This window comes from Delftia sp. NA_296.1, assembly GCF_052692095.1.
The window spans coordinates 536,945-563,750 of sequence record NZ_JBQZGF010000001.1; the positions used below are offsets into that span (position 1 = coordinate 536,945).

The 26,806-nt window shown below is 67.9% G+C and carries 29 protein-coding genes; 16 read left to right on the plus strand and 13 right to left on the minus strand.

Annotation, left to right across the window (positions count from 1 at the left end; all coding sequences use genetic code 11):
• Window positions 1–43 precede the first annotated feature (43 nt).
• Window positions 44–1,027, minus strand: coding sequence for a Bug family tripartite tricarboxylate transporter substrate binding protein (locus ACUTR7_RS02605; protein WP_445608048.1), 984 nt, complete (start codon window positions 1,025–1,027; stop codon window positions 44–46).
• A gap of 234 nt (window positions 1,028–1,261) precedes the next feature.
• On the opposite strand from ACUTR7_RS02605, the gene ACUTR7_RS02610 reads away from it, so the two are divergent.
• The 5 genes from ACUTR7_RS02610 to ACUTR7_RS02630 all read left to right on the plus strand — a co-directional run bounded on the left by ACUTR7_RS02610 (window position 1,262) and on the right by ACUTR7_RS02630 (window position 6,493).
• Window positions 1,262–1,714: an SRPBCC family protein gene (locus tag ACUTR7_RS02610; RefSeq protein WP_012205499.1), complete on the plus strand. Its 453-nt coding sequence runs from the start codon at window positions 1,262–1,264 to the stop codon at window positions 1,712–1,714.
• Window positions 1,715–1,814: 100 nt separating this feature from the next.
• Complete coding sequence (locus ACUTR7_RS02615; RefSeq protein WP_013802496.1) at window positions 1,815–2,144, plus strand: cupin domain-containing protein; 330 nt, start codon at window positions 1,815–1,817, stop codon at window positions 2,142–2,144.
• Window positions 2,145–2,346: 202 nt separating this feature from the next.
• Entirely contained in the window at window positions 2,347–2,877 is a 531-nt protein-coding gene (locus ACUTR7_RS02620; RefSeq protein WP_051940748.1) for a sigma-70 family RNA polymerase sigma factor, read from the plus strand.
• The gene (locus ACUTR7_RS02625) at window positions 2,874–3,866 is read left to right on the plus strand and encodes a FecR domain-containing protein (protein ID WP_445608049.1); all 993 of its coding nucleotides are present in this window, start codon (window positions 2,874–2,876) and stop codon (window positions 3,864–3,866) included. The genes ACUTR7_RS02620 and ACUTR7_RS02625 overlap by 4 nt, the downstream gene beginning before the upstream one ends.
• Before the next feature lie 191 nt (window positions 3,867–4,057).
• The gene (locus ACUTR7_RS02630) at window positions 4,058–6,493 is read left to right on the plus strand and encodes a TonB-dependent siderophore receptor (RefSeq protein WP_445608050.1); all 2,436 of its coding nucleotides are present in this window, start codon (window positions 4,058–4,060) and stop codon (window positions 6,491–6,493) included.
• Window positions 6,494–6,502: 9 nt separating this feature from the next.
• Here ACUTR7_RS02630 and ACUTR7_RS02635 read toward each other — a convergent pair whose 3' ends face one another.
• Window positions 6,503–7,300, minus strand: coding sequence for a hypothetical protein (locus ACUTR7_RS02635; RefSeq protein ID WP_445608051.1), 798 nt, complete (start codon window positions 7,298–7,300; stop codon window positions 6,503–6,505).
• Window positions 7,301–7,412: 112 nt separating this feature from the next.
• Complete coding sequence (locus ACUTR7_RS02640) at window positions 7,413–8,921, minus strand: aminotransferase-like domain-containing protein (protein WP_063326209.1); 1,509 nt, start codon at window positions 8,919–8,921, stop codon at window positions 7,413–7,415.
• A 126-nt stretch (window positions 8,922–9,047) separates the two neighbouring features.
• Here ACUTR7_RS02640 and ACUTR7_RS02645 point away from each other — a divergent pair, with 126 nt between their 5' ends.
• On the plus strand, window positions 9,048–9,683 hold the full coding sequence (locus tag ACUTR7_RS02645) for a LysE family translocator (RefSeq protein ID WP_071955783.1): 636 nt from the start codon (window positions 9,048–9,050) through the stop codon (window positions 9,681–9,683).
• Window positions 9,684–9,710: 27 nt separating this feature from the next.
• Here ACUTR7_RS02645 and mnmH read toward each other — a convergent pair whose 3' ends face one another.
• From mnmH to ACUTR7_RS02660, 3 genes are all read right to left on the minus strand, one after another.
• The gene (mnmH, locus tag ACUTR7_RS02650; protein WP_445608235.1) at window positions 9,711–10,775 is read right to left on the minus strand and encodes a tRNA 2-selenouridine(34) synthase MnmH; all 1,065 of its coding nucleotides are present in this window, start codon (window positions 10,773–10,775) and stop codon (window positions 9,711–9,713) included.
• 240 nt (window positions 10,776–11,015) lie between these two features.
• Window positions 11,016–12,140 (minus strand): serine hydrolase domain-containing protein, encoded by a 1,125-nt coding sequence (locus ACUTR7_RS02655; protein ID WP_445608052.1) that lies wholly within the window; start codon window positions 12,138–12,140, stop codon window positions 11,016–11,018.
• A gap of 36 nt (window positions 12,141–12,176) precedes the next feature.
• Entirely contained in the window at window positions 12,177–12,764 is a 588-nt protein-coding gene (locus tag ACUTR7_RS02660) for a retropepsin-like aspartic protease family protein (protein ID WP_445608053.1), read from the minus strand.
• Window positions 12,765–12,901: 137 nt separating this feature from the next.
• On the opposite strand from ACUTR7_RS02660, the gene ACUTR7_RS02665 reads away from it, so the two are divergent.
• Window positions 12,902–13,669, plus strand: coding sequence for a DsbA family protein (locus ACUTR7_RS02665; RefSeq protein ID WP_445608054.1), 768 nt, complete (start codon window positions 12,902–12,904; stop codon window positions 13,667–13,669).
• A 66-nt stretch (window positions 13,670–13,735) separates the two neighbouring features.
• On the opposite strand, the gene icd is transcribed toward ACUTR7_RS02665, so the two are convergent.
• Complete coding sequence (icd, locus tag ACUTR7_RS02670) at window positions 13,736–14,998, minus strand: NADP-dependent isocitrate dehydrogenase (RefSeq protein ID WP_012205489.1); 1,263 nt, start codon at window positions 14,996–14,998, stop codon at window positions 13,736–13,738.
• Between the two features lie 209 nt (window positions 14,999–15,207).
• Between icd and ACUTR7_RS02675 the strand changes: the two genes are divergently transcribed.
• From ACUTR7_RS02675 to ACUTR7_RS02705, 7 genes are all read left to right on the plus strand, one after another.
• Entirely contained in the window at window positions 15,208–15,429 is a 222-nt protein-coding gene (locus ACUTR7_RS02675) for a hypothetical protein (protein ID WP_012205488.1), read from the plus strand.
• 214 nt (window positions 15,430–15,643) lie between these two features.
• Entirely contained in the window at window positions 15,644–16,096 is a 453-nt protein-coding gene (locus ACUTR7_RS02680) for a DUF192 domain-containing protein (RefSeq protein WP_224986032.1), read from the plus strand.
• A 9-nt stretch (window positions 16,097–16,105) separates the two neighbouring features.
• Window positions 16,106–16,477, plus strand: a complete 372-nt coding sequence (locus ACUTR7_RS02685) for a DUF2946 family protein (protein ID WP_141832361.1) — start codon at window positions 16,106–16,108, stop codon at window positions 16,475–16,477.
• 122 nt (window positions 16,478–16,599) lie between these two features.
• On the plus strand, window positions 16,600–18,807 hold the full coding sequence (locus tag ACUTR7_RS02690) for a TonB-dependent receptor (RefSeq protein ID WP_445608236.1): 2,208 nt from the start codon (window positions 16,600–16,602) through the stop codon (window positions 18,805–18,807).
• 14 nt (window positions 18,808–18,821) lie between these two features.
• Entirely contained in the window at window positions 18,822–20,354 is a 1,533-nt protein-coding gene (locus ACUTR7_RS02695) for a PepSY domain-containing protein (protein WP_445608055.1), read from the plus strand.
• A gap of 23 nt (window positions 20,355–20,377) precedes the next feature.
• Window positions 20,378–20,869: a MarR family winged helix-turn-helix transcriptional regulator gene (locus ACUTR7_RS02700; protein WP_012205483.1), complete on the plus strand. Its 492-nt coding sequence runs from the start codon at window positions 20,378–20,380 to the stop codon at window positions 20,867–20,869.
• A complete protein-coding gene (locus tag ACUTR7_RS02705; RefSeq protein ID WP_445608056.1) occupies window positions 20,866–21,651 on the plus strand; it encodes a DNA alkylation repair protein in 786 nt (261 codons plus the stop codon). Before ACUTR7_RS02700 ends, ACUTR7_RS02705 begins: the two co-directional genes overlap by 4 nt.
• Here the strand turns inward: ACUTR7_RS02705 and fur are convergent.
• The 6 genes from fur to ACUTR7_RS02735 all read right to left on the minus strand — a co-directional run bounded on the left by fur (window position 21,638) and on the right by ACUTR7_RS02735 (window position 25,648).
• The gene (fur, locus tag ACUTR7_RS02710; protein ID WP_013802513.1) at window positions 21,638–22,087 is read right to left on the minus strand and encodes a ferric iron uptake transcriptional regulator; all 450 of its coding nucleotides are present in this window, start codon (window positions 22,085–22,087) and stop codon (window positions 21,638–21,640) included. The two genes, ACUTR7_RS02705 and fur, sit on opposite strands and share 14 nt — an antisense overlap.
• Window positions 22,088–22,269: 182 nt before the next feature.
• Window positions 22,270–22,830, minus strand: coding sequence for a gamma carbonic anhydrase family protein (locus tag ACUTR7_RS02715; RefSeq protein WP_013802514.1), 561 nt, complete (start codon window positions 22,828–22,830; stop codon window positions 22,270–22,272).
• Window positions 22,827–22,976: a type B 50S ribosomal protein L36 gene (ykgO, locus tag ACUTR7_RS02720; protein ID WP_013802515.1), complete on the minus strand. Its 150-nt coding sequence runs from the start codon at window positions 22,974–22,976 to the stop codon at window positions 22,827–22,829. Before ykgO ends, ACUTR7_RS02715 begins: the two co-directional genes overlap by 4 nt.
• 44 nt (window positions 22,977–23,020) lie before the next feature.
• Window positions 23,021–23,911, minus strand: coding sequence for a GTP cyclohydrolase FolE2 (gene folE2, locus ACUTR7_RS02725; RefSeq protein WP_445608057.1), 891 nt, complete (start codon window positions 23,909–23,911; stop codon window positions 23,021–23,023).
• Between the two features lie 45 nt (window positions 23,912–23,956).
• Complete coding sequence (gene zigA / locus ACUTR7_RS02730; protein WP_445608058.1) at window positions 23,957–25,183, minus strand: zinc metallochaperone GTPase ZigA; 1,227 nt, start codon at window positions 25,181–25,183, stop codon at window positions 23,957–23,959.
• Between the two features lie 66 nt (window positions 25,184–25,249).
• Window positions 25,250–25,648 (minus strand): Fur family transcriptional regulator, encoded by a 399-nt coding sequence (locus ACUTR7_RS02735; RefSeq protein WP_013802518.1) that lies wholly within the window; start codon window positions 25,646–25,648, stop codon window positions 25,250–25,252.
• 353 nt (window positions 25,649–26,001) lie between these two features.
• Here ACUTR7_RS02735 and ACUTR7_RS02740 point away from each other — a divergent pair, with 353 nt between their 5' ends.
• Both ACUTR7_RS02740 and ACUTR7_RS02745 read left to right on the plus strand, forming a co-directional pair.
• Window positions 26,002–26,211: a hypothetical protein gene (locus ACUTR7_RS02740; protein WP_012205475.1), complete on the plus strand. Its 210-nt coding sequence runs from the start codon at window positions 26,002–26,004 to the stop codon at window positions 26,209–26,211.
• A 121-nt stretch (window positions 26,212–26,332) separates the two neighbouring features.
• On the plus strand, window positions 26,333–26,680 hold the full coding sequence (locus ACUTR7_RS02745; RefSeq protein WP_012205474.1) for an RNA recognition motif domain-containing protein: 348 nt from the start codon (window positions 26,333–26,335) through the stop codon (window positions 26,678–26,680).
• The last annotated feature ends 126 nt before the right edge of the window (window positions 26,681–26,806 follow it).

Below are 26,806 nucleotides of genomic sequence, written 5' to 3' on the forward strand. Positions count from 1 at the left end.
TGCTCCTGCTGTCCCTGCTGCGCTTCTTGCATGCCGGTCTCCCTCACTGCGCCTCGATGCCGGCCTGCTTGACCAGTTGCCCCCAGCGGGCCATCTGGTCCTTCACATAGGTGGCGAACTCGGCAGGCGTGGCCGTGGGCCAGACCTCGAAGCCGACCTGGGCCAGCTGCTCCTGCACGGCCTTGTCCTTGAGGATGGCCTGCAGCTCGGTGTTCAGCCGCTCGGTGATCTCGGCCGGCATGCCGGCCGGGCCGAAGATGCCGTTCCAGGAGGTGATATCGAAGCCCGGCAGCGTCTTGCCGATGGCCGGCACATTGGGCAGCAGGGTGGAGCCCTTGGCCGCCGTGACGGCCAGGGTGCGCACGCGGTCGATCTTGATCGTGCCCCAGGCCGAGCCCAGGTCGGCCACGTAGACCTGGATCTGGTTGCCCATGAGGTCGGTCAGCGCCTGCGGGCTGGACTTGTACGGCACCGAGGTGATCTGGGTGTGCGTGACGTACTTGAAGGTTTCCGAGGCGACCAGCGAGGTGCTGTTGGGCGTGCCGTAGGACAGGCGGTCGGGATTCGCCTTGGCGTAGTCGATGAGTTCCTGCACGGTCTTGGCCGGAACGGAGGGGTGGACCAGCAGCGCAAACGGCAGCTCGCCCACGCGCGCCACGGGCGTGAAATCCTTGACGGGGTCGTACTTCAGGCCCTTGACCAGCCAGGGGTTGGCCGAGTGCGAGGTGTTGGTGGTCATGAACAGCGTGTAGCCGTCCGGCTTGGCCTTGGCCACATGGTTGGCGGCAATCTGGGCATTGGCGCCGGCCTTGTTGTCCACGATCACGGGCTGCTTGAGCCGCTCGCCCAGCCGGGTGGCCACCAGGCGCGCCACGGCGTCCGTGCCGCTGCCGGCCGCGAACGGCACGACCAGGGTGATGGGATTGGAGGGGTAACCACCCTGCGCCGACACGGAGGGCGCGGCCACGGCCGCAATGGTGCTGATAGCGCCAAGGGCCAGGGCCCTGCGCAACGGGGAATGCTTCATTTGCTTGTCTCCTGTTTCCTATCCTGTTTTCCTATGGAAGGCGGCGCTGTGTGTCCAGCGCTCGCCGCCATGGTGCGGGCGTCAATGATTCAAGTCCAATTCTTTAAAACCAAGCAAGGATTCGATTTATGAATCATTGAATCCTGCGTCAGGCTCCATGTCCCGCCTCTTGCGCAAGGACCGCATCAGTGCGAGGCTGGCAGCCCTGCACGACACCACGCCAAGGAGTTCCGCATGTCACACACCGTCCACACCATCCGGCTGCACCGCGTCCTCAAGGCGCCGCCGCAGCGCGTGTACCAGGCCTTCACCACGGCCGCTGCCCTGGCCAAATGGCTGCCGCCCCACGGCTACATCTGCGAGGTGCCCGAGTTCGACGCCCGGGTCGGCGGGCGCTACCGCATGGCCTTCGTCAATCTGTCCACGGGCGGGCGCAGCGGCTTCGGCGGGGAGTTCCTGGACCTGGAGCCTGGCCGGCTGGTTCGCCATACCGACCGCTTCGACGACCCGCAGCTGCCCGGCGAGATGATCACCACCATCACGCTGCGCGAGGTGTTCTGCGGCACTGAAATGGATGTGACCCAGGAAGGCGTGCCCGCCGTCATTCCCGCCGAGGCCTGTCACCTGGGCTGGCAGGAGTCGCTGCAGTTGCTGACCCTGCTGGTGGAGGCCAGCGTGCCGGGCTGAGACCCTGCACAAGCCCCTGCTGTCACACAGCTGCGGTTGATGGATTGCGGTGCTTCGGAGGACAATGGCAGTATTGCCCGCCAACGCCCGGAGGTCCGCCATGGCCACCCCCTTTGCACTGACCGCTCAAGCCATCGATGTCCTGCCGTTTGGTGCGCGGCTGGCGGGCGCCCGGACCTGCGCCCTGTTCAAGTCCCAGGACATGGAGGTCATCCGCGTGGTGCTGCGCGCCAGCCAGTCGCTGCCGCCGCACAAGGTGCCGGGCAGCGTCAGCCTGCACTGCCTGGAAGGCGAGCTGGAGGTGATGCTCGGCGAAAGCCGCCAGTCCCTGCAGGCCGGCCAACTGATGCACCTGCCGGCCAACATGGCGCATGCGGTACGCGCCATCGAAGACACCTCCGCTCTGGTCACCATCGTTCTGTGCAGCTGAACGGCTGATGCGGAACATGCAGCCATTCGCGCGCGGCCTGCCCGCGTGCGAATGCCTGTGCCTGCGCCTCATTTGCGATTCATTCTCATTACCAAATCTATAATCACGCCTTTCTCGTTAGCTCACGCCATGGACGCAGCCGCCGCCGGCCCTTCGCAATGCATGACGAGCCCCGTGATTGCATTCGTTGAATGGACGCTCCATGGACGCGCAGATTTCCCAGTCCGCCAAGGCGGCAACCAGCGTGGAAAGCCTGTACCACAGCCACCAAAATTGGCTGCAGGGCTGGTTGCGGCGCCGGTTGGGCGACTCCTTCGACGCGGCCGACATGGCGCAGGACGTGTTCATGCGCCTGCTCACCCGCCAACCCGGCCCTGACGCAACCGGCCTGCGCCAGCCCCGCGCCTACCTGAGCACCATTGCCCATGGCCTGCTGGTGGACCACTGGCGCCGCCGCGAGCTGGAGCGCGCCTGGCTGGAAACCCTGGCCCTCATGCCCGAGGCGCAGGCCCCCTCGCCGGAAAGCCGGCTGATCTTCCTGGAAACCCTGGTCGCCATAGACCGCATGCTGGATGCCTTGAAGCCCCGCGTGCGCAGCGCCTTTCTGTGGGCGCAGCTGGAAGGACTCACCTGCCCGCAGATCGCCGAACGACTGGGCGTGTCCCTGGCCACGGCCGAGCGCTACATCGCCACGGCCCTGCGCCACTGCTACGCACTGCGCTTCGGGGCATGAGCAGCGATCTTTCGCCCGGCCTGATCGACGAAGCCATCCAGTGGTCCGTACGGCTGGACTTCAACACGCCCAGCCCCGCCACACGGCAGGCCTTCGAGCAATGGCTGCATGCGCAGCCCGCCCACGCCCTGGCCTGGGATCGGGTGCAATCACTGAGGACCGACTTTGGCCGCATGCCGCAACGCCTGGCACTGGACACGCTGGATGCAGCGCAGCGCCTGCGCCAGTCCCGCAGCGTCTCGCGCCGCCGCGCCCTCAAGCTGCTGTCCTTGTCCGGAATCGCCACGGCAACGGGCTGGATGGCCTACAGCCACACACCTTGGCAGCGCCTGCTGGCCAGCGCCAGCACCTCGGTGGGCGAGCAGCGCACCGTCAGGCTGGACGATGGCAGCACCATCGTGCTCAACACGGACACGGCCATCCGCACGGAGCTGGACCTGCAGCAGCGCCTGGTAGTGCTCAGCCGTGGGGAAATCCTGGTGACCACGGGCGCCGACGAGACTGCACCCGGCCACCGGCCCTTCAGGGTGCGCACGCCGTTTGGCGATCTGCAGGCGCTGGGCACGCGCTTTGTGGTCAGGCTGCACAAGCATCGGGCCCTTGTCAGCGTGCAGGAAGGCGCCGTACGGCTGACGCCTGCAAAGGCCGCAGACAGCGCCGCACGGCAAACCGCGATGCCCGGCTCGCCGTGGTGGCTGTCGGCCGATGCCAGTACCCCGGCACCTCCCCCGGACTTTGGTGCGGACGACTGGGCAGATGGCGTGATGGCAGGCCGGGCCATCCGCCTGGGTGACCTTCTGGCGGAACTGGGGCGCTACCGCCATGGGCACATCAGTTGCGACGAGCGCGTGGCAGGCCTGCGCCTGTCGGGCACCTTCCATGTGCGCCAGACCGAGCAGGTGCTGCAGCTCATCGCGCAGACGCAGCCCGTGAGCATCAGCCGGCGCACGCGCTGGTGGGTTCATGTGGGGCCGGCATCCGGCCAGTGATTTCCACTTTTTTTCAGAAAAAGTGAGGGGATCCGGATTTTCGTACGGCCTGGGAATGAGTCCTTCAATCCTTTCCCGTATTGCATCCAGGAGAACCCAGCATGTCCCGTCATCACCCGTCCAGGCCCGGTAGCCAACCGCAGTGGCGTCCCCGGCCGCTTGTCACCCTTGTGCAAGCCGCCGTCATCGGCATGGCGATGTCGACCCTCGTGCCTTCAGGCGCAGCATGGGCGCAGACGGCCACAGGCCAGGCCGGAGCGCTCACGCGCGATTTCAGCATTGCAGCAGGTCCGCTCGATGCGGCACTGGATCGCTTCTCGCGCGCAGCGGGCGTCAGCCTGTCCTATGACCCGGCACTGGTGGCGGGCCTGCGCACGGGCGGGCTGACCGGCAGCCACCGCGTGTCGGCCGGGTTGCAGCAACTGCTGGCGGGCAGCGGCGTGGCAGCCGTGCAGCAGCCTGGCGGAGGCTTTTCACTGAAGGCTGCCGCGCCCTTGCCTGCTGCGGCAGGCCCCACCCCACCGTCTTCCGCCAGCACGCTGCAGACCGTCAATGTGACGGCCGATGCGGAGCGCAGCAGCGCCACGGAAGGTACGGGCTCATACACCACGCCCAGCATGGCCAGCGCCACGGGGCTGAACCTGTCGCAGCGCCAGACGCCGCAGTCCGTGAGCGTGGTGACGCGCCAGCAAATGGATGACTTCCACCTGAGCACCCTGCAGGACATTGCCAAGGTCACGCCCGGGCTGTACACCAAGAACCCGGCCGTGACCGATTCGGAGTCCACCTTCTACGCGCGCGGCTTTGCGCTGGAGCATGTGAATGTGGACGGCCTGCCGCTGGACGTGACGGGCTTCAATTCGCGCAATGTCTCGGCCGACCTGCTGATGTATGACCGCGTGGAGGTGGTGCGCGGCGCCACGGGCCTGATGGATGGCGTGGGCGCGCCTTCGGGCTCGGTCAACCTGGTGCGCAAGCGTCCCACGGCCCAGCCGCTGCTCAATGCCACGCTGGGCCTGGGCAGCTGGAACAACCGCCAGGCCTCGCTGGACGCAAGCCGTGCGCTCAATGCCAGCGGCAGCGTGCGCGCTCGCGTGGTGGGCGGCTGGCGCGACAGCGACAGCTTTGTCGATGTCACCAACACCCGCAATGCCAGCCTGTACGGCATCGTGGAAGCGGACCTCACGCTCGACACCACGCTGGGCCTGGGCGCCTACCGCCAGCGCACGCGCACCAAGGGCGTGTTCACGGGCCTGCCCACCCTGCCCGATGGCGGCCATATGGACCTGCCGCGCTCCACTTTCCTCAACAACGCGGAGTCTTTCCAGAACCGCGACAACGATGGCGTGTTCGTTGATCTGGAGCAGCGCCTGCGCAACGGCTGGACGGTCAAGCTGGGCATCAACCATGTCGAGGCCGATTCCGACATCCGAAACACCACCAACAGCCGCGTCGCGGGATCGACCACACAGCTGGAGCAGTCCGAGACGGGCTGGCGCTACGGCACACGCCAGACCGTGGCCGACCTGCGCGCCCGGGGCCCAGTGCAGTGGTTCGGGCGCACGCACGAGATCGCCGTGGGTGCCAGCTACCGCAATGACAGCTCGCATGCGGCCGAGACCTGGGGGTCGTCGGCCTCGCGCATCGTCGACATTGCGAACTGGAATCCCTACTCCGCGCCCTGGACCGGCTCAGTGCCTGCCAATGGCGACCTGTGGGGCCGCAAGACGCGCGAAAAAGCCATCTACGCCAGCGGCAACTTCAGCCTGGCCGATCCGCTGCACCTGATTCTGGGCGGGCGTCTGGGCTGGTATGAGCAGGACACGACGGGCTGGTACACCGGCACGCCCAACTGGAAGCGCAGCCTGGACGAGAGCGCCAGGTTCGTTCCCTATGCGGGCCTGGTCTATGACGTGGATGACAGGCATTCGGTCTATGCCAGCCTGACACAGAGCTACCAGCCCCAAAGCTCGATGGACGTGCGGGGCAACACCCTGGACCCGATGACAGGCACCAACTACGAGCTGGGCGCCAAGGGCGAGTACTTTGACGGGCGACTCCATGCCAGCGCCTCGGTGTTCCGCATCACGCAGCGCAACCGTGCCGTGCGTGACGATGCCAATTGCCCCACCAGCGGCGCCATCAGTTGCTTTCGCGCGGCCGGCGAGATCCAAAGCGATGGCCTGGAGTTGCAGCTGTCCGGACTGCTGCAGCCCGGCTGGCAGGTTTCGGCCGGCTACACCTATGTGCGGGCGCGCTACACCAAGGACCGGATTGCCACCAACATCGGCCAGCGCGTGAGCACCGACGAGCCCCAGCACCTGCTCAAGCTCTACACCAGCTATCGCCTGCCCGGCGAGTACGGGCGCTGGAGCCTGTACGGATCACTGCATGCGCAAAGCAAGATGTTCCGCCGCGAAACCGGCTTCGAGACCACGCAGCGCAGCTACGCCCTGCTGGGCCTGGGCGTGGGCTACCAGGTCAATGCCAATGCCCATGTGCAGCTGAGCGTGGACAACCTGCTGGACCGCCGCTACTACCAGGATCTTGGCTATTCATGGTCGGGGGGCCTGGCGCGCTACGGGGCACCGCGCTCGGTGGCCGTGACGCTCAGCTACAGGCTCTGAGGCCGCGCCTCAACGCACGGGCAGGAACTGCATGAAGGGCCCCGCCACCAGTCCCTGCCCGTAGCCGATGAAGGAGCGCCTGTAGCGCTCGGTGGTGTAGTTGGCGATCAGGTCCAGCCGGCCGATGATCTTGCCCATCTCGCGCTCGAAACTCAGGTTGCGCGCGTCGTCGCCCAGGTGGTTGGACAGCAGCAGCGGCCCGCCTGCGGCATTGCGCCGTGAGTTGAGTATCCAGTTGGCCACTTCCACGTTGCGTGCGGCGTTGTAGATCAGCTGCGGGTCCAGCCCATGGACCAGGGTGAAGCTGGTGCGCCCGCCGTGGGCGGTGATGATGGTGTCGGCCAGCGCATGGACGAAGGCGGCCACGCGGTCGCCCTTGAAGTCGGGCTGCAGCGCCATCGAGAGCGCGGCCACGTCCTGGGCACCGTGCAGGTCGGCCCAGGGCTGGCGCTCGTTGATGGCGATGCGCACGTAGGCGGATGCGGCCTCGCGGCTTTCGGCGGTTTTCTTCCACTCGGAGGGGTTGCGCAGGTAGAGCTTGTCCATGATGCGCATCAGGCTGTCCAGGTTCTCCTTCATGGCCAGCGTGGCCATGCGGTTGCTGTCGGACTGCACGATTTCGCTGGGCTCGAACGAGGCGCCCTCCACCTTGCCGCGCGGCGCGGGCGTGTCGGCACAGCCCGCTGTCAGCAGCAGCGCCAGCACCGGCGCCAGGCGGCGCGCCGCGCCGCCTCCCGGTCGGGGCCGGCTGTCATTCACCCCGGCTCTGCGGCCGGCCTCCCCTGGCAAGACAAGCTCAATAGTCATCCCGGAACGATAGCAGCGCACTACCGGCGCGCCGAGGCCCGATGCCCTGTCTTACATGCCCTGGCGCCGGCAGCGTCAACCTCCCGTCAGGCAGTGCTGCTGCACCATCCGGTCATCCACCGCCCCGGTGCTGCGCCAGCAGGTGGCCAAGGATCTTCCAGGTCTGGGGCTGCTCCACCATGGGCACAGGAATGCGCAGCATGCTGCCCGCGGCCTGCCTTGGCGAAAACAGCAGGCCCGGCGCCAGCAGCAGGCCCTGCGGCGCGGCATGGCGGGCCAGCACCTCCGAGTCCACACCGCAATCCACCCAGGCGAACATGCCGGCCTGCGGTTCGTGCGGGGCGCGGCAGTCCAGGGCCTCGAGCATGCGCAGGCAGCGGTTGCGCGCGCGGTCCACGCGCTCGCGCAGGCGGTCCACATGCTTGCGGTACTGGCCATCGGCCAGCACGCGGTGCACCACCTGCTCGCCCGGCAGCGCCGTGGTCAGCCCGCCAAGCAGCTTGAGGTCGGTCAGCCGCCGTATCAGGTCGGTGTGCGCCGCCACATAGCCCACGCGCAGGCTGCCGGCCAGGGTCTTGGAGTAGCCGCCCACCAGGAGCACGCGCTGCAGCCGGTCCATGGCGGCCAGGCGCACGGGCACGCCGGGCAGGAAGTCGGAGTAGGTGTCGTCCTCGGCCAGGTAGAAGTCGTGGCGCTCGGCAATGCGCAGCACCTCGTGGGCCACGCCCGCCGACAGGGTCTGGCCCGTGGGGTTGTGCACGGCCGTGTTCAGGATGAAAAGCCGGGGCTGGTGCTGGCGGGCCAGCCGCTCCAGCGCCTCCACGTCGGGGCCGCCGGGCAGGCGGGGCACGCCGACCACGTTCACGCCCAGGGCGTTGAGCCGGCCGAAGATGAGAAACCAGCCCGGGTCTTCCACCAGCACCGTATCGCCGGGCCGCACCAGGCTGCGCACGATCAGGTCCAGGCCCTGGGTGACGCCGGCCACGGTCATCAGGTGGGCCTCGGGGTGGGCGGGCACGTCCTGGGCCTGCAGCACCGAGGCGATCTGCTGGCGCAGCGGCAGGTAGCCCTGGGGCACGCCGTAGGTCAGCAGGCTCGGCCCCGTGCTGCGGCCCACGGCGCGCAGGGCCGAAGCCAGCATCTCCTGGTCCAGCCATTCCGGCGGCAGCATGCCCGCGCCACCCGAATGCTCCATGCCCTCGCGGAACATGCTGCGCAGCAAAAAGGCGGTATCGAAGGCCGCGCCCTGCTCCAGCGTAGGCAGGGCATCGCTGGCGCGGGGCGCCGCCTGGGCCGCGCGCCGGGCGCTGACGAAGACGCCCGAGCCGCGCCGCGAATGCACCAGGCCCTGGGCGGCCAGCCGGTCATAGGCCTGCACCACGGTGTCGCGGCTCACGGCCGCCTCTTGCGCCAGCGCACGCACTGAAGGCAGGCGCGATCCCGCTCGCAGGCCGTGGTGGCGGATCAGCCCGCCGTAGTGGTCCACCAGCTGGTCCACCAGCGAGAGGTCGGAAGACCGCAGCGGGCGCCAGGGCGCAGCGGCCTGGAAAGCCGTATCTGAGGATGCGCGCGGTGCCTGCGGTGTATTCGGCGTGGCGGCCGGATCAAGTGTCAGGGTCATGATGGCAGGCCAGTTGGCAAATTGCTCTGGCAAAGTGTACTGCTACTGTACCGAACGCTGCCATTAGCATGGCCTGACGGCGCCGCGGCCTGCGGCATGCGCAGGCAGGGCGCCGGATTCCCTGTCATGCCTGTTGCCACCATGCCCTTCGATACCGCTCACACCTCGTTCCTGCTGCCGCTGGCCATGTTCTCCTTCGTCAGCTCCGTCACGCCCGGCCCCAACAATGTGATGTTGACGGCCTCGGGTGCCAGCTTCGGCTACCGCCGCACGGTGCCCCATATGCTGGGCATCACCCTGGGCGTGGTGGTCATGGTGCTGCTGGTGGGCGCGGGCCTGGGCGCGGTGTTCGAGCGGCTGCCGGTGATCTACACCGCGCTCAAGTACCTGGGCGCGGCCTACCTGGTCTGGCTGGCCTGGAAGATCGCGGGCAGCGGCGGCATCGACGGCGGCAACGCGGGTGCCCGGCCCTTCGGGTTCTGGCAGGCGGCGGCCTTCCAGTGGGTCAATCCCAAGGCCTGGATCATGGCCATCGGCGTGATTGCCACCTACACGCCGCGCGAGGATTTCTTCATCAACCTGGTGCTGGCCGCCCTGGTGCTGGGCATCGTGAACTATCCCAGCGTCAGCGTCTGGACGCTGTTCGGCAGCGCCGTGGGGCGCGCGCTGCGCTCGCCGCAGGCACTGCGCCGCTTCAACTGGGGCATGGCGGCCCTGCTGCTGCTGTCGCTGTACCCGGTGCTGGCAGATTCACACGCCTGATTCAAACGCCTGATCCACGCGGCTGCTTCATGCGGCCGATGCCCCATCCAGCGCCAGTATCTGCTGCGCCAGCGCGGCGATGCCGGCCTCGCTGAGGTCGTCGGCCTGCACTCTGCAGCGCGTGCGCCACTGCGTGAAATGCCGCTCCTGCGAGCGCTCGTAGTGCGGGTCGTAGTGCTGGGCCATGAGCTCGGAGAAAAGCGGCGAGAGGCTGCGCTCATGCGCCCAGGCCTGCCAGCGCGAGATGGTCTCCTTGCCCTGCAGCTCCTTGAGCCAGCCCAGCTTGTCGGCCAGCGTCTGCGGATCGTCGCCCAGGTAGGCGTAGTCGCGCAGCAGGTAGGCCAGGCGCGCCTCGGGCGTGGCATCGAGCGCAATCACGGGCGACTGGCGCATGTGCTCGACCAGCACCAGCGGCAGGGACACGCGGCCGATCTTGGCGCTCTCGCCTTCCACGTACACGGTGCGCGACGGATCGAAACTCTCCAGCTGCTGGGCCAGCAGCGTCTCGAAGTATTTCTGGCTGGGCTGCTCCACCCCGGGCAGGTTGCCCAGCAAGGAGCCCTTGTGGCTGGCATAGCCCTCCAGGTCCAGCACCTGCTCGCCGGCCTCGGCCAGGGCATGCAGCACCCGGGTCTTGGCGCTGCCGGTGGCGCCGCACAGCACCTGCAGGCGCAGCTGGGGCACCAGGCGGTCGATCAGCTCGATCACATGGCCGCGATAGGACTTGTAGCCGTTGGCCAGTTGCTGGGCATCCCAGCCGACCAGGCGCAGCCAGGTGACCATGGAGCCGCTGCGCAGGCCGCCGCGCCAGCAGTAGACCAGCGGTTTCCAGTTGGCGGGCTTGTCGGCGAAGGTTTCCTGCAGATGGCGCGCCAGATTGGCCGAGACCATGGCCGCGCCCAGGCGCTTGGCCTCGAAGGGGCTGACCTGCTTGTAGATGGTGCCGATCCGGGCGCGCTCCTCGTTGTCGAGCACGGGGCAGTTGATGGCGCCGGGAATGTGGTCCTGCGCGAATTCGGCAGGCGAACGGGCGTCGATCAGGGTGTCGAACTGGTGGCGGTCGGCGATGCGGATGGGCTGGCGGTGGGACACGGGCAAACGGTGATCTGGCGATCATGCGGGAGGCAGAAACAACCGGCGCCATGGCCTCAGGGGCTCATGGGCCGGCACCGGAACCAGGAAAGTGGATCGAGCCTCGACACGCACCGGCCCGCCCCGCTTCGCGCCCTGCTTGCGCGAGCCGGGCACGCGGCCGACCTTGGAAGCGGGGATTCTCGCACGCCCGACGTGCCCGCGCTCGGCTGTCAGGGCAAGGCTGTCAACGCCAGGCAGTCAACGCAAGGCAGCGGCGATCAGACCCTGCACGGCGGCCACGCGCTGCACCTGCTGGGGGCTGTCGTAGTTGCCCATGAAGACGGCATACACCAGCGAATGCTGGGGCACCACCACCAGCCGCTGGCCGCCCAGGCCGATGGCCATGTAGTACGCCAGGCCGGCGCGGGTCTGCCCCACGTACCAGTGGTGCCCGTAGCGCAGGCCGGGCCAGGCGTCCACGCGCGGCTGAATGGATTGCACAATCCAATGCCGGGGCACCAGCGCCCGGCCTTGCCATTCGCCCTGCTGCAGCACCAGCTGACCAATGCGGGCCAGGTCCCGCGCCCGCAGGCGCAGGCCCGAGGCGGCGGCCGCCTCGCCGTTGGTGCCAGGCGTCCACTCGGCCTTGTCGATGCCCAGCGGAGCAAACAGCTTGTGCCGCGCATAGTCCAGCAGCGGCATGCCACTGCCCTGCGCGATCAGATGGCCCAGCAGGGCCGTGGCCCCGCCGCTGTAGCACCAGCGTTCGCCGGGCGGGGCGACGATGGGCTGCTCCAGCACGTAGCGGTAGCGGTCGCTGCTGCGCTCCATGGCGATTTCGCTGTTGCGCGGGTCGGAATACGGAAGGTCCTCGTCCCATTGCAGGCCCATGGTCATGCCCAGGGCATGGGAGACCAGGATGGCGCGCCGGCCCTCATCGGCCGCCAGATCGCCGTAGGCGGGAAAGGCCTGGACCAGGGGCGTGTCCAGCGCGGGCACCTTGCCCTCGGCCAGGGCCATGCCGTACAGCAGGCCGACGATGCTCTTGCTGACCGAGCGCACATCGTGCAAGGAGTCGGCGTTGAAGGCCACCTTGCCCAGCGGCTCGCCCCAGCGTTCGTCCTCGCCCTCGAAATAGCGCTCCAGCGCCAGCCGGCCGTGGCGCATCACGACGACCGCGTGCAGGTTCGCCAGTTCTCCGCTCTGCACGCCCTGGTCCAGGCGTTCGCCCAGGTCCTCGGCCAGGCCGGTGCCGGTGCCGGTGCCGGTGGAAAAGGTACCGCCCTGCCCCACGCTGGCACAGGCCGTACAGCCCAGCGCCGCCAGGGCTGCGCCCGTCTGCAGCCATCTGCGCCTGTCGGTGCGAAAGCCGTTGTTTGTCATGTCCCTCTCCCTTAACTTAATTAGTTGCTTACGTACTTACTGCCTGGGCGAAGACCCGCTGCCGCGCGGATGGATCAGCATGCGGTCGCCGCGTATTTCCACATCGAACTGGCGCAGGAAGTTCTGGCCCAGCAGCGCATCCCTGTCCGTGCTGCCGGTATAGCCCGTGCCCACGCGCAGGCCGCTGACCACCAGGGAGGCCACGCGCACCTGCTCGGCCACCACCATGCGGCCGTCGCGCTCGCCATTGGCGGTGCGAAAGCGCACGGGCTCGCCGCCGTCCAGGCCTGCGCGCTCGGCCAGCGGCTCGGTCACGCCGACCATGCTGGCACCCGTGTCCACCAGGAACATGACGGGCTGCCCGTTGACGGCCCCTTCCACGCGGAAATGCCCGTCGCGGTCACGCGCAATGGCCACCGTGCCATCGGCCTGGACCTTGACGCCGGCCGGCTTCAGGTACATCTGCATGGCCCAGTACAGCACGCCCATGACCAGCAGCCAGAACAGCAGAAAACCCAGCATGCCGCGCCGGGCGACGGACTGGACGCTGGGCTCGGCGGCCGGGGTGGAGGCAGCGGACGGATCGGACGGATCGGACGGAGGCGGCGTGGATTTGAGGCGCATGGCAATGCAGACGGAATCGGCGATGGCAGCACGGTGGCTGCACGGCGGCAGTCGCCCATTCTGCCTGCGGCCCTGCCCCGTCACGGGCAAGCCAATAGCCGCTACAGTGGGCGCCTTCATCACAGCCCGCTCCTGCCATGACCACGACCGCGCAGCCGCCCTTTGTCCTCCACTACATCTTCGACCCGCTGTGCGGCTGGTGCTATGCCGCCGCGCCTCTGGTCAAGGCCGCACGCAGCGTGCCCGGCGTCACGCTTCAATGGCATGGCGGCGGCATGCTCACCGGCGCCCACACCCGCACCATCACGGCCGACTGGCGCGGCCACGTGATGCCGCACGACCAGCGCATTGCCGAGATGACGGGCCAGCCCTTCGGCACGGCCTACTTCGACGGCCTGCTCAACGACCTGGGCGCCGTGCTGGACTCCGAGCCGCCCACCACGGCCCTGCTGGCCGCCGAGGAACTGGCGGGCCGGGGCCTGGACATGCTGGCGCGCCAGCAGCAGGCCCACTACGTGGAAGGCCGCCGCATCAGCGATCCGGCCGTGCTGCTGGAACTGGCCCGGGACCTGGGCCTGGACGTGGCGGCCTTCACCGACGCCTTCCAGCGCCTTTCGGGCGCCGCAACCCAGGCCCATATCGCCCAGTCGCGCGAATGGCTGGACCTGGCACAAGGCCAGGGTTTCCCGACCTTCGCGCTGGAGTTCGACCACCCCGAGGCAGAGCAGCCGGGCCAGCGCGCCATACAGCGCATCGACATCGGTCCCTGGCTGGGCGATGCACAGGGCTGGGCAACGCAGCTGGGCGAGTGGGTGCAGCAGGTTGCGGCCATCACCGCCGGCGAACACGCGGCGCCCCAAGGCGAGGATTGCGGGCCCGATGGCTGTGCGCTGCCCAAGAGCTGATCCCTCAACGACCAGCAAAGAAAAAACCGCGCCTGGCGCGGTTTTTTCATGGAGCGCGGGCGCCCGTCAATCCATCTTGGAGATCATCACCTCGCCAAAGCCGGAGCACGACACCTGGGTGGCGCCGTCCATCAGGCGGGCGAAGTCGTAGGTCACCTGCTTGCTCTGGATGGCCTTTTCCAGCGCGCTGATGACCAGGTCGGCCGCCTCGCGCCAGCCCATGTGGCGCAGCATCATCTCGGCCGAGAGGATTTCGGAGCCCGGGTTCACATAGTCCTTGCCCGCGTACTTGGGGGCCGTGCCGTGCGTGGCCTCGAAGCAGGCCACGGAGTCGGACATGTTGGCGCCGGGCGCAATGCCGATGCCGCCGACCTGGGCGGCCAGCGCGTCCGAGATGTAGTCGCCGTTGAGGTTGAGCGTGGCCACCACCGAGTACTCGGCCGGGCGCAGCAGGATCTGCTGCAGGAAGGCGTCGGCAATGGAGTCCTTGATGACGATGTCGCGGCCCGTGCGCGGGTTCTTGAACTTGAGCCAGGGTCCGCCGTCGATGGGCTGGGCGCCGAACTCGCGCGCGGCCAGCGCGTAGCCCCAGTCGCGGAAGCCCCCTTCGGTGAACTTCATGATGTTGCCCTTGTGGACCAGGGTCACGCTGGGCTTGTCATTGTCGATCGCGTACTGGATGGCCTTGCGCACCAGGCGCTCCGTGCCCTCGATGGACACGGGCTTGACGCCGATGCCCGAGGTCTCGGGGAAGCGGATCTTCTTGACGCCCATTTCCTTGACCAGGAAGTCGATGAGCTTCTTGGCGTTGTCGCTGCGCGCCTCGTACTCGATGCCCGCGTAGATGTCCTCGGAGTTCTCGCGGAAGATGACCATGTTGGTCTTCTCCGGCTCCTTCAGCGGCGAAGGCACGCCCTTGAAGTACTGCACGGGGCGCAGGCAGACGTAGAGGTCCAGCTCCTGGCGCAGCGCCACGTTCAGCGAGCGGATGCCGCCGCCCACGGGCGTGGTCAGCGGGCCCTTGATGGAGACCACGTACTCGCGCAGGGCCTGCATGGTTTCCTCGGGCAGCCAGACATCGGGGCCGTAGATGCGCGTGGATTTCTCGCCTGCGAAGACCTCCATCCACTGGATCTTGCGCTTGCCGCCATAGGCCCTGGCCACGGCGGCATCCACCACCTTGATCATCACGGGCGTGATGTCCACGCCGGTGCCGTCGCCTTCAATGAAAGGAATGATGGGCTGGTCTGGCACGTTCAACGACATGTCGGCGTTGACAGTGATCTTCTGGCCCTCGGCCGGCACCTGGATGTGCTGGAAGCGGTTCATGGGGACGGGTCTCCGTTGGCTGGTGCACGAGGCAAGAGTGAATGCCCGGATCGGGCACGAATTTGGTGCAGAAAATTCTAACGACAATCGGGCCGCCCTCCTGTCAACGGCGATACAGTAAACGCGTTGAGCATGTGCGGTGCATCAAGAATTTCGCACCGTTGTCTGATTCAACTTGGCTTCTACCGCTTTTCTAGGAAATGGCATATATGAAAAAACTCCTCGCTGTCCTGATCGCCGGTTCGTTTGCCGCAGGCGCCTTCGCACAGGCCGCCGCAGCACCCGAAGCGCCGATGTCGGCTCCCACGGCCGCTTCCGCAGCTGCTCCCGCTCACACAGCCAAGAAGGCCAAGGTCGCCAAGAGCGGCAAGCACTCCGGCAAGAAGCACGCCAAGCGCTCCACGAAGAAGGCACACAAGGCCGTGGCCTGATCCATGCTGCGGGATGCCAGCCGGCATCCCCTCGAAAAAGCCCGCAAGTCAGCAATGCACTGCGGGCTTTTTGCCGCCCGGCCGGCCATGATGGCCCGGCCAGGCCGATTTTTGCGTCCGGCCACGCGCCCCCTGCGACAGAATGTGCAAGATGACGAAGCCTTCGACACCCCTCCACACATCCCTTTCCCGCCGCGCGCTGCAGCGGTTGCTCATGGCCGCCTGCCTGGCTGGCGCCGCCGTATCGGCAGGCGCACAGCCCCAGGGCAACCCCCAGATGAATCTGCGCCGCGTGGAGTTGACGGCCGGAATCCACCGCATCGATGCCCAGGTGGCCGCCTCGGACCGCGAGCGCGCCATCGGCCTGATGTTCCGCCAGGACATGCCCGCGCAGGAGGGCATGATCTTCGTCTTCGAGGTGCCCGCCGTGCAGTGCTTCTGGATGCGCAACACCCTGCTGCCGCTGACCGCCGCCTTCGTGGCCGATGACGGCACCATCGTGAACCTGGCCGACATGAAGCCCATGACCGAGGACTCGCACTGCTCGGCCAAGCCCGTGCGCTATGTGCTGGAGATGAACCAGGGCTGGTTCGCCAAGCGCGGCCTGAAGGCTGGCGTCAAGCTGGGCGGCAGTCTGTTCACACCGACGCCAGCCCCCAAGCCATAATCACGGCCCATGCAAGCGCTTCGCTCCTCGTTCTGGCTCACCCGGCTGATATTGGCCTGGTTTGCCGTGACGCTGGGCGTTGCCGTGGCCTCACCCCTGGTCCATCCCCAGGGATTCGAGCTGGTCTGCACGGCCAGCGGCGACGTCAAGCTGGTGGCGCTGGGCGACAGCGCGGCGCCTGGCATGGGCCACCACCAGCTTGACTGCCCCATGTGCCTGCCCGCTGGCGCACCGCCGCCGGCCCTGCCGCAGATGGCCGTGCCCCACCAGCAACCGCTGGCCCACGCGCTGCTGCCACTGGTGGCGGCGCACATTGCCTCCGTCACACGTGCGCCGCTGCCGGCGCGCGGCCCTCCCTCGCTGACTGCCGTGTTCTCTTGAATCGCCGCCGGGCCTGCTGATGAGCGCCCGGCCCGCCTGTGCCGCGCCTGTGGCCCAGGACTGCGCCGCATGCGCGGTGCAAGACCCGGAGTCAGTTCGTGAATTCTTCCCCTTTCCCCGCGATGGCGGCGCCGGTGCGCGCGTCCACGCACGCCTTTCGTCTCCATCCCCTGGCCACGGCGCTGTGCTGCGCGCTGGGCGCCGCATGGGCACCTGCCGCGCACGCGCAGGCCCTGGCCGAGGCGGCACTGCCCGCCGTCGAAGTCTCTGACCAGGCCACGGCCGACGCCAACGGTCTGCTGCCGCTGAACAAGACCGTGGGCACGGCCAGCCGCCTGGGCCTGACGGCGCGCGAGACACCGGCCTCGGTGCACATCGTGGACCGCGCCGCCATCGAGGCGCGCGGCGCCCAGGACACGCAGGAGATCCTGCGCTCCATTCCGGGCGTCACGGCCTACAGCCCGCCCGGCAACATCGGCATCAGCTACCGGGGCTTCGGCACGGGGTCGGTCAGCCAGCTGTTCAACGGCATCAATCTGCAGTACTCCATTGCGGCCCGGCCCGTGGACAGCTGGATCTACGACCGGGTGGAGGCCATTGGCGGCGCTTCCGGCTTTCTCTACGGCGCAGGCGGCGTGGGCGGCACGCTGAACTACATCACCAAGCTGGCCCAGCGCGACAGCTTCACCGAAGGCCAGCTGCGCCTGGGCAGCTATGGGCTCAAGGAAGCCTCCGTCGGGCTGAACCGCCGCCTGGGCGATGCCACCGACAGCCAGGGCACGACCCATTACCTGCGCCTGGACCTCAACCACCGCGATGCCGACAGCTGGGTGGGCGGCACGCAATCGCGCTCCACGCAGCTGGCGGCCTCGCTGCTGTCCGACCTGGGTGGCGGCCTGACGCACACCCTGGCCTACGAAGCCCAGCATGAGCGGGTGGACCGCCCGTACTGGGGCACGCCGCTGCTCAACCCGCTGCGCGGCCAGGCGCGCATTGACGAGGCCACCCTCGGCAAGAACTACAACAGCGCCGACGGCCTGTACGCCCAGCGCGTGCAGTGGCTGCGCTCCATCACCGAATGGCGGGCCAGCGACCGGCTCAAGCTGAGCAACACCTTCTACGCCTATGACGCGCTGCGCGACTACCGCAACGTGGAGACCTACCGCTTCACGCCCGACAACAGCGCGGTGGTGCGCTCGGCGGCGCTGCTGCAGCGCCATGACCAGCGCATGGTGGGCGACCGCATCGAAGGCAGCTACCTGAGCGAGCTGGCCGGCCGGCGCAGCGAATGGGCCTTTGGGCTGGATGTGAGCGTGAACCGGCAGACACGCTTTCCGAACAGCCTGTCGGGCACGGTGAGCACGGTCAATCCCTACGATTTCACGACGGAGAACTTCTACGACATTCCCGGCATGGCGCCCGGCTTCAGGCCCGACCGCGACAACAAGGTCACCACCACCGCCCTGTACCTGGAAAACCGCACGGCCCTCACCCCGGCCCTGCAGCTGCTGACCGCCCTGCGCCATGAACGCATCGATGTGGACCTGACCAACCGGCGCGATGTAACGCCCGCGCTGCCCGCCAGCTACAGCCGCAGCTATAGCCCGACGACCGGGCGCGTGGGCCTGGTCTGGGATGCCACGCCCGAGGCCAATCTCTACGCGCAGTTCTCCACGGCGGCCGATCCGCCATCGGGCATGCTGATGGGCGCCTCGTTTGCCGACGCCATCAACAACACCGGGCTGACCACGGGCCGCCAGGTGGAGGCGGGCAGCAAGCTGTCATTCTGGCAGGGCAAGGGAACGGCGGCGCTGGCGGTCTATCACATCACGCGCCGCAACATCTCCACCCAGGACCCGCAGGACAGCACGCGCACGGTGCTGGTGGGCCAGCAGTCCTCGCGCGGGGTGGAGCTGTCCATGGGCCTGGCGCCCACGCCGCGCTGGTCGGTCCAGGGCAACTGGAGCCATGTGGACGCGCGCTATGACAACTACCAGCAAGGCGGCGTGTCCCTGGCGGGCAAGCGGCCCACGAATACGCCCGCCAGCGTGCTCAACCTCTGGACCAGCTACCGCATCACGCCGGCGCTGGAGGTCAACGCCGGGCTGCGCCGCGTGGGAGGCATCTATGCCGATGCGGCCAACACCCTGTCCTGGCCTGCCTACACGCTGCTGGACCTGGGCCTGAGCTACCGCATCGACCCGCGCATGACCGTGGTTGCACGGCTGCGCAATGCCACGGACCGCGTCTACGCCGCCAGCCTGACCAGCACCATGGCCTACCTGGGGGCGCCGCGCACGGCCGATATCACGCTGCGCGTGGCGTTCTGAGAAAGGGCCGCGCCATGCGCCTTCACCTCAAACGCTGGCTGTTCCTGCTGCACCGCTGGCTGGGCATTGCCCTGTGCCTGTTCTTTGCGCTGTGGTTTGTCTCGGGCATGGTGATGATGTACGTGGGCTACCCCAAGCTCACCGAGGCTGAACGGCTGCGCCACCTGCCTCCGCTCGATGGCAACGCCGCCCTGCTCGCGCCCGCCGAGGCGCTGCATGCGGCCGGCATCGACGGCCCGCTCAAGGATCTGCGCCTGCATGCCGGCAGCGCCGGCCGTGCCAGCTACCTGGCAACGCCCGAGGGGCGGCGCCAGCCCGTGGCCATTGATGCAGCCAGCGGCCAGGTGCTGCCCTCCACCAGTCAGGCGCAGGCCCTGGCCAGTGCCCGCGCCTTCGCGGGGGACGGCACGGGCCTGCACTACCTGGGCACGGTGGATGAGGATGCCTTCAGCCACTCGCGCGCGCTGGACATCCACCGCCCCCTGCACCGCGTGCAACTGGACGATGCCCAGGGCACGCTGCTCTACATCTCCGGCCGCACGGCCGAGGTGGTGCGCGATGCCACGCGCACCGAGCGCGGCTGGAACTACCTGGGCGCCTGGCTGCACTGGCTGTACATGTTCCGGGGCAATGCCTTTGATGGCGCCTGGGCCGACATCGTCAACGTGCTGTCGCTGGTCGGCATTGCCGTGGCCATCACCGGCACCGTGGTCGGGGTGATGCGCTGGCGGTTCAGGCAGCCCTACCGCAGCGGCCGGCGCACGCCCTACCCGGGCCGCGCCATGCGCTGGCACCATGTGGCGGGCCTGCTGTTTGCGCTGACCACGCTGGCCTGGATCTTCAGCGGCCTGATGTCCATGAACCCCTGGCGCCTGTTCGACACGGGCACGCCGCCACTGCACATGGCCCGGTGGCAGCAGGGCCCGCTGCGCCTGACCGGGGACGACGCCACGCCGCAGTCGCTGATCGCCGCAGCGGGCGGCCCCGTGCGCGAACTGCGCTGGCTGCGCACCGCAGGCCGCACCGAGGTGCTGGCCCAGCCCGCAGCCGGTACGCCCCTGGTGCTGGACAGCGCCAGCGCCGCGCCCGTGGCCCATTCGCGCGAGGCCCTGCTGGACCGCGCGGCCGTGCTGATCGACGCCCCCATGCTGCGCAGCGAATGGCTGACCGCGCACGACCTGTACTGGTACGAGCGCGCCGAGCACACCATGATGGGCGGCCATGACAAGCCCCTGCCCGTGCTGCGCGTGGTCTTTGGCGATGCCGCGGCCAGCTGGGTGCACATCGACCCGCACACGGGCCAGGTGCTGGGCCGGCTGGATGGCACCCAGCGCCTCAAGCGCTGGCTGTTCGCCATGCTGCACAGCTGGGACTGGCTGCCGCTGCTGCAGCGCCGGCCGCTGTGGGATGGGCTGCTGCTGGCCTTCAGCCTGGGCGGCCTGCTGATGAGCGCCACGGGCGTGCTCATAGGCGTGCGAAGGCTGCGCCGCAGGCGCAGCCTTCGCGCACAGGCCACTGCTTGCCTGGAGGCGCAGCCACATGGTTAGCCACCATACTGTATGCTTGCCGCATGCAACTCGAACAGAAATACCAGGCCCTGCTGGCCGAGGCCGAGCGCCGCAAGCTGGACGACGTGGACAGCATGCGGCTGTGCTTCCAGACCCTGTCCCTGGCTGCGCGCATCGACCGTGACTGCGCCGCGCTGCTGGCGCCCCATGGCCTGTCCGAAGGGCGCTTCGTGCTGCTGTTCCTGCTGGAATCCGCCAGCGAAGGCCTGGCACCCAACCACCTGGCCGAGCAGGCCGGCATCACCCGCGCCACCGTGACCGGCCTGCTGGACGGCCTGGAACGCGAGGCCCTGGCCGAGCGCCTGCCCGACCCGGCCGACCGCCGAGCGCTGCGCGTGCAGCTCACCGCCAAGGGCCGCCAGCTGGCGCGCAAGCTGTTTGCCCGGCACAGCCAATGGATCGCCGGCCTGTTTTCCAACCTGTCGCCCGCCGAACGCGGCCAGTTGGGAAAGCTGCTGGCCAAGGCCGCCGCAGGCGTGGAGGCCAGCGCATGACGGCACCCACGCCCCGGCGCAAGGGCGCCAACCGCACAGTCGATATCACTCCCGAACTGCTGCAGGCCCTGTCCCTGGGCGAGATCGAGACCGCCACGCTGACCGAAAGCCTGGCCGTGGACCAGGCCCGGCTGCTGCAGGCCGTCTTTCCCGACGCGTGGCCGCAACTGGAGGACACGGCGCAGGCGCTGGGCCAGCTTGGCATTCTCAAACGCATGGAGTGCATTGGCGGCCTGCTGTGGCAGGCGCTGGGCCAGGCCGGCTGGCAGCGCTGCCTCACGCACCGCTCTGACACGGTGCGCGGCTGGGCCTGCTTCATGGCCGGTGCGCAGCCGGGCCTGACCCTGAGCCAACGCCTGGAGCTGGTGCGGCCGCTGGCCGATGACTCGCATTTCGGCGTGCGCGAATGGTCGTGGATGGGCGTGCGCCCGCATCTGGCCAGCGACCTGCCGCAGGCCGTGGCCGAGTTGTCCCGGTGGACAAGGCGGCCCTCCGACCGCCTGCGCCGCTTCGCCAGCGAGGCCCTGCGGCCGCGCGGCGTCTGGTGCAGCCATATCGCGGCGCTCAAGCAGCAGCCGGAGATCGCCCTGCCCCTTTTGCAGCGGCTGCGCGCCGATGCCTCGCCCTATGTGCAGGACTCGGTGGCCAACTGGCTCAACGACGCGGCCAAGAGCCGGCCCGACTGGGTGCGCGCCCTGTGCGCGCAATGGCTCGAGGAATCGCCCGTGCCCGCCACACGCCGCATCTGCGAGCGTGCGCAGCGCAGCCTCAAGGAGAGCTAGCCTCCTGCCGGCCCGCCAGCCGTTCGCAGTCGGGCTTGATGCAGCGCCCGTAAAGGATGTGGGAGTGCTCCACGATGGCAAAGCCATGCGAGCGCGCCAGCAGCTTCTGGCGCTGCTCGATCACCGCATCGTGGAACTCCTGCACCAGGCCGCAGCGCGTGCAGATCAGGTGGTCATGGTGCTCGCCGTCGTCGAGTTCATAGACCGCCTTGCCCGCCGCAAAGCGCTGCTGGCGCAGCATGCCGGCCTGCTCCAGCTGCGCCAGCACGCGGTAGACCGTGGCCAGGCTGGTGCCCCGGCCCTGGTCATGCAGCTGGCGGTAAACCTCCTCCGCCGCCAGATGCCGCTGGTCCCCGTGGCGAAAGATGTCCAGTACCCACAGTCGCGCCAGCGTGGCCTTCAGCCCCAGGTTCTTGAGGTCAGCGGAATCGGACATGCAGCCCTTTCTTGTCTCAGTGATTCACGCCACTGCGCACTACCAACCGTCCACGGTCCACGAGACTGGCGCACCCCAGCTCAGGGACACCGAGGAAGGGCCGCCCCGCACCGAGGGTGTCGTCCCCCTCCCGCGCAGCGAGAGAGGGGGAAGCGGCGTAGCCGCTCAGGGGGTGCTTTGTTCTAGAACTCATTGTGGATGGCCTTGTAGCCGCGCACCAATTCGTTGTTGGTGCGGACCACGTCCTCGGAGAAATCGCTGGCGTCGGCGGGCACCTGGGCCAGCGTGGACAGGTCGGTCTCCGGGCCTATGCGCGCAGTGGACGGCACATAAAAGCCCGGCGGCAGGTGGCATCCATCGACCACGGCGTTGTAGCGCACCACGCAGCCGTCATCGACCACGCAGTTGAACAGCACGCTGTTGAAGCCGATGAACACGCCATTGCCCACGGTGCAGGGCCCGTGGACGATGGCGCGATGGGCGATCGAGGTGTGCTGCCCCACGCTGACGCGCGCGCCGGACTTGGAGTGGATCACCACCCCGTCCTGGATGTTGGAGTGCGCACCGATCACGATGGGGTCGATGTGGCCGTCAGCATCCATCTCGTCGGCACGGATCACCGCATAGGGGCCGATGAAGACGTTCTCTTCCACGACCACCAGTCCGCACAGGATGGCCGTGGGGTCCACAAAGGCGCTGGCATGGATGCGCGGCAGGTCACCGCGCGGGTTCTTGCGGATCATCCCTTGCGCCTGTTCTTTGCGCCGCCCTGGCGGGCCTTGAAGCGCGGGTTGCTCTTGCAGATGACGTAGATGCGGCCGCGGCGGCGCACCACCTGGCAGTCTCGATGGCGCAGCTTGGCTTCCTTGAGGGACGAGAGAACTTGCATGGAAAACTCCTTGGGTTGTAGAGAAACGGGTGCCGGCTCGCCGGTCATGCCCAGGCCACGGCATCGTGCGGATGCAGGCTCTCCATGTGGCGCACATGCACGCGCGGCCGGGCGTAGATGCCTTCCAGCGCGGCCTGTATGCGGCGCGCCGCATCCTCGACAAACATCAGGTTGCGGCCGTTGAGCGCGGCAAAGGCCTGTTCGTCGGCGCGCTTGACGGCGGTCTGCACGGGCGTGCCCAGCGCCTGCTCCACGCGGGCGATCAGGGGCAGGATGCCCAGGTCCGGCGCATCACAGGCCAGGTCCACGCTGACCTGGGCCTCGCTGCGCTGGCTGTGTGCCGTGGCCAGCGTGCCGTGCCGGCGCAGCCAGGAAGCCACCTGGTCCGGCTCCACCAGTGGCTCGCCCGCAAAGGCCTGCAAAAAGCCCTGCTCCAGCAACTGGCGCGACAGTGCCGCCGAGCAGGGGCAGGTCGAGGAATAGCCCACGCCCACCTGCAGCCGCAGCTGGAACACGCCCTGCGCCAGCGTGGCGTCCAGGCGCACGGGATAGGACTTCCAGCCCGACAGATCGTGGGTGACCAGGGCGGGCCGCTGGGCCAGCAGGTCCAGCGACAGGCGCATCCGGGCGCTGCGGCTTTGGCAGTCGAGGTGGCTGTCGATCATGGCCTGCAGTGCATGGCGCAGCGCCAGGGCAGACAGTGCGGATTCCTCGGCCAGGCTGTCCAGTTGCCGGTACAGCCGGGACATGTGTATGCCCTTGACATGGGCCGCAGGAAGATCGACCTGCACATCGGCACGCGCATGCAGCTCGCGCCAGTAGCCGGCCTCGGCCACGGTCACGGGCAGGTCTATGCCCTGCATGCCCACCCATTGCAGCGGGCTGAGGCTGGGCGCGGGATCGGTCAGGGAAACATCGGGAAGAGGTGCAGGCATTCGGGGCTCCAGGGCCGCGCCGACCCAGGCCGGCGCGGTATTCGTTCAATTCCAGTCGGGAAACGGGTTGTCCCATTGCGCCCAGGCCTGCGGGCCCAGGGCCATTTCTGCATCGGTCAGCAGGCACTCGTCCAGGCGGGCGCGCAGCGCGTCCTCGTCCATGCCCATGCCCATGCCGATCAGCACCAGTTCCTGGCGCGCGTCGCCCACGCCATCGACCCATTTGTCCAGGATGCGCTCCACGCTTTCGGGGTCGCGCGGCCAGCGCTCGGCCTCCACGGCGGCCCACCAGTGGCCGGCCGGGCCATGGCGCGCCACGGCGCCGGCCTGCGACCAGGAGCCGGCCAGCGCCGGATGGCTGGCCAGCCAGAAAAATCCCTTGGAGCGCACCACTCCCGGCCATTCGCTTTGCACCAGGCCGAAGAAGCGCCAGGGATGAAAGGGGCGGCGGGCACGGTAGACAAAGCTGGCAACGCCATAGGCCTCCGTCTCGGGCTGGTGCGTGCCACGCAACTGCTGCAGCCAGCCCGGCGCCCTGGAGGCCTCCTCGAAATCGAACAGCCCGGTATCGAGCACGCGATCCAGCGGCAGCTGGCCGAAGGACGCGATCTCCAGCCTGGCACGCGGGTTGAGCCCGCGCAGGATGGCCATCAGCCGCGTGCAGTCCTCCTCGGTGACCAGGTCGATCTTGTTGAGCACGATCACATCGCAGAACTCCACCTGCTCGATCAGCAGATCGACCACGGTGCGGCGGTCCTCCTCGCCCAGCGATTCACCGCGCGAGCGCAGGCTGTCGCGCGAGCCATAGTCGTGCAGGAAGTTGAAGGCATCGACCACGGTCACCATGGTGTCCAGCCGCGCCACATCGCCCAGGCTGCGTCCGTCCTCGCCCGCGAAGGTGAAGGTCTCGGCCACCGGCAGCGGCTCGGAGATGCCCGTGGACTCGATGACCAGCTGGTCGAAGCGGCCCTCGCCCGCCAGCCGCGCCACCTCCAGCAGCAGGTCCTCGCGCAGCGTGCAGCAGATGCAGCCATTGCTCATCTCCACCAGCTTCTCGTCGGTACGCGACAGGTCGGCCCCGCCATCGCGCACCAGGGCCGCGTCGATGTTGACCTCGGACATGTCATTGACGATGACGGCCACGCGCCGCCCTTCGCGGTTGTGCAGGATGTGGTTGAGCAAGGTGGTCTTGCCCGCGCCCAGAAAACCCGACAGCACGGTCACAGGCAATCGGGCATGCGGCGGCTGAACCGGCGCTACGGTATGCATCATGGAATCTCTCGAACAGGGACAGGGAGCACGCGGCGGGCACTGCAGCCGCATGCGCAGGAAGGGGTCTCAGGCGGGGAGCGCGGTGCAGGCGGAGCACTTGCCATGCAGCTCGATGTTTGAATGGGCCAGCGCAAACGCATGGCCATGCGCCCAGCTGCCCAGGCAGCGGTTGAGTGCGTCGTCCACGAACTCATCGACCTGGCCGCAGCTGTCGCAGATCGCAAAGGCCGAGAAATCATGGCTGCCCTCGTCCGGATGCGAGCAGCAGACATAGGCATTCAGCGACTCCAGGCGATGGACCACGCCCTGCTCGGCCAGCTTGTCCAGCGCGCGGTAGACCTGGGTGGGGGCCGTCAAACCGTGGTCCCGCAACTGGTCGAGCAGCGCGTAGGCCGTCAGCGGCGCGCCAGCCTGGCGCAGCGTGTCGAGCACGCGTTGTTGCTTGGTGGTCAGGGAGTGGGACATGGTGGTTTCCTGGTCAAAAAGGGCGGGCAGCGACCTTGCCCTGCATCAAAACAGTTACGTTATAACATAACAAAATCGGCGTCCACGCACTTTTTTACAATTAAAAAGAATATTAAGTTGCGCTTAAATACACAACAGGTTATAGTCAGCTCCGTTGTTGAGGCCAAGCGCTTAAGCCGCCCACTTTCCTTCCCTGCACAACGGCTGTCCGCCGCTCCCCGCAGGATGTCTCTTGCGACCTTTGTCGCACAGTTGGTCTGTAGAGCTGCAGCCAACCGAGTTCCCAGATGCTCACGCAGGCCTGTTCAAGGCTGCGAACCTGACTGAACCACATTTCAAACACCGGCATTCCCATGGGCAAGTACGTCGTCTCGCCCTCGACACACCCGACCGACTGCGGCCGCTTCCGCGCCTCCTTCGCGGTCCATCGCTCCCAAGGCAACGGCAGCTACTGCCGCGTATTCCGTTTCGACAAGGCGTTCGCCTCCCGCGAAGCAGCACGGCTGTTTGCCGTCACCCAGGGCTGGCTCCAGACCTGCATGCAGCACCCGCCTGCGTGCTGACGGCCTGCCTGCCCGGCTGCCTGTCGCCCTCCCACCCATTCACCGCCGCGGATTGCACAGTCCGCCGCATGCATGCCAACGGTGCGCCCTTTTGCGCACATCCAATCGAAGAGGTTTTCCTATGACCACCAAAATCTACGTGGGCAATCTGCCCTACTCCGTGACCGACTCCAGCCTGGAAAGCAACTTTGCCGAGTTCGGCAACGTGGCCTCCGCCAAGGTCATGATGGACCGCGAAACCGGCCGCTCCAAGGGCTTCGGCTTTGTGGAAATGGCTTCTGCCGAAGTCGCCCAGGCCGCCATCACCGGCCTGCACGGCATGTCCGTGGACGGACGCTCGATCGTCGTGAACCTGGCCCGTCCCCGTGAAGAAGGCCGCAGCTCCGGTGGCTACAGCCCGCAGGGTTACGCCGGCAAGCGTTCGGACGTCGGCTATGGCAATGGCGGCCACGGCGGCGGTCGCTACTGATCACGGCGCAGCTTCCAAAAACCGGCTCTCTGGGCCGGTTTTTTTTCGCCTGCGGTTTTCTTTCCTGCCGTTGCAGGCATGAAAAAACCGGCCGCCCTTGCGGGTCGGCCGGTCATGGCTGAAGCC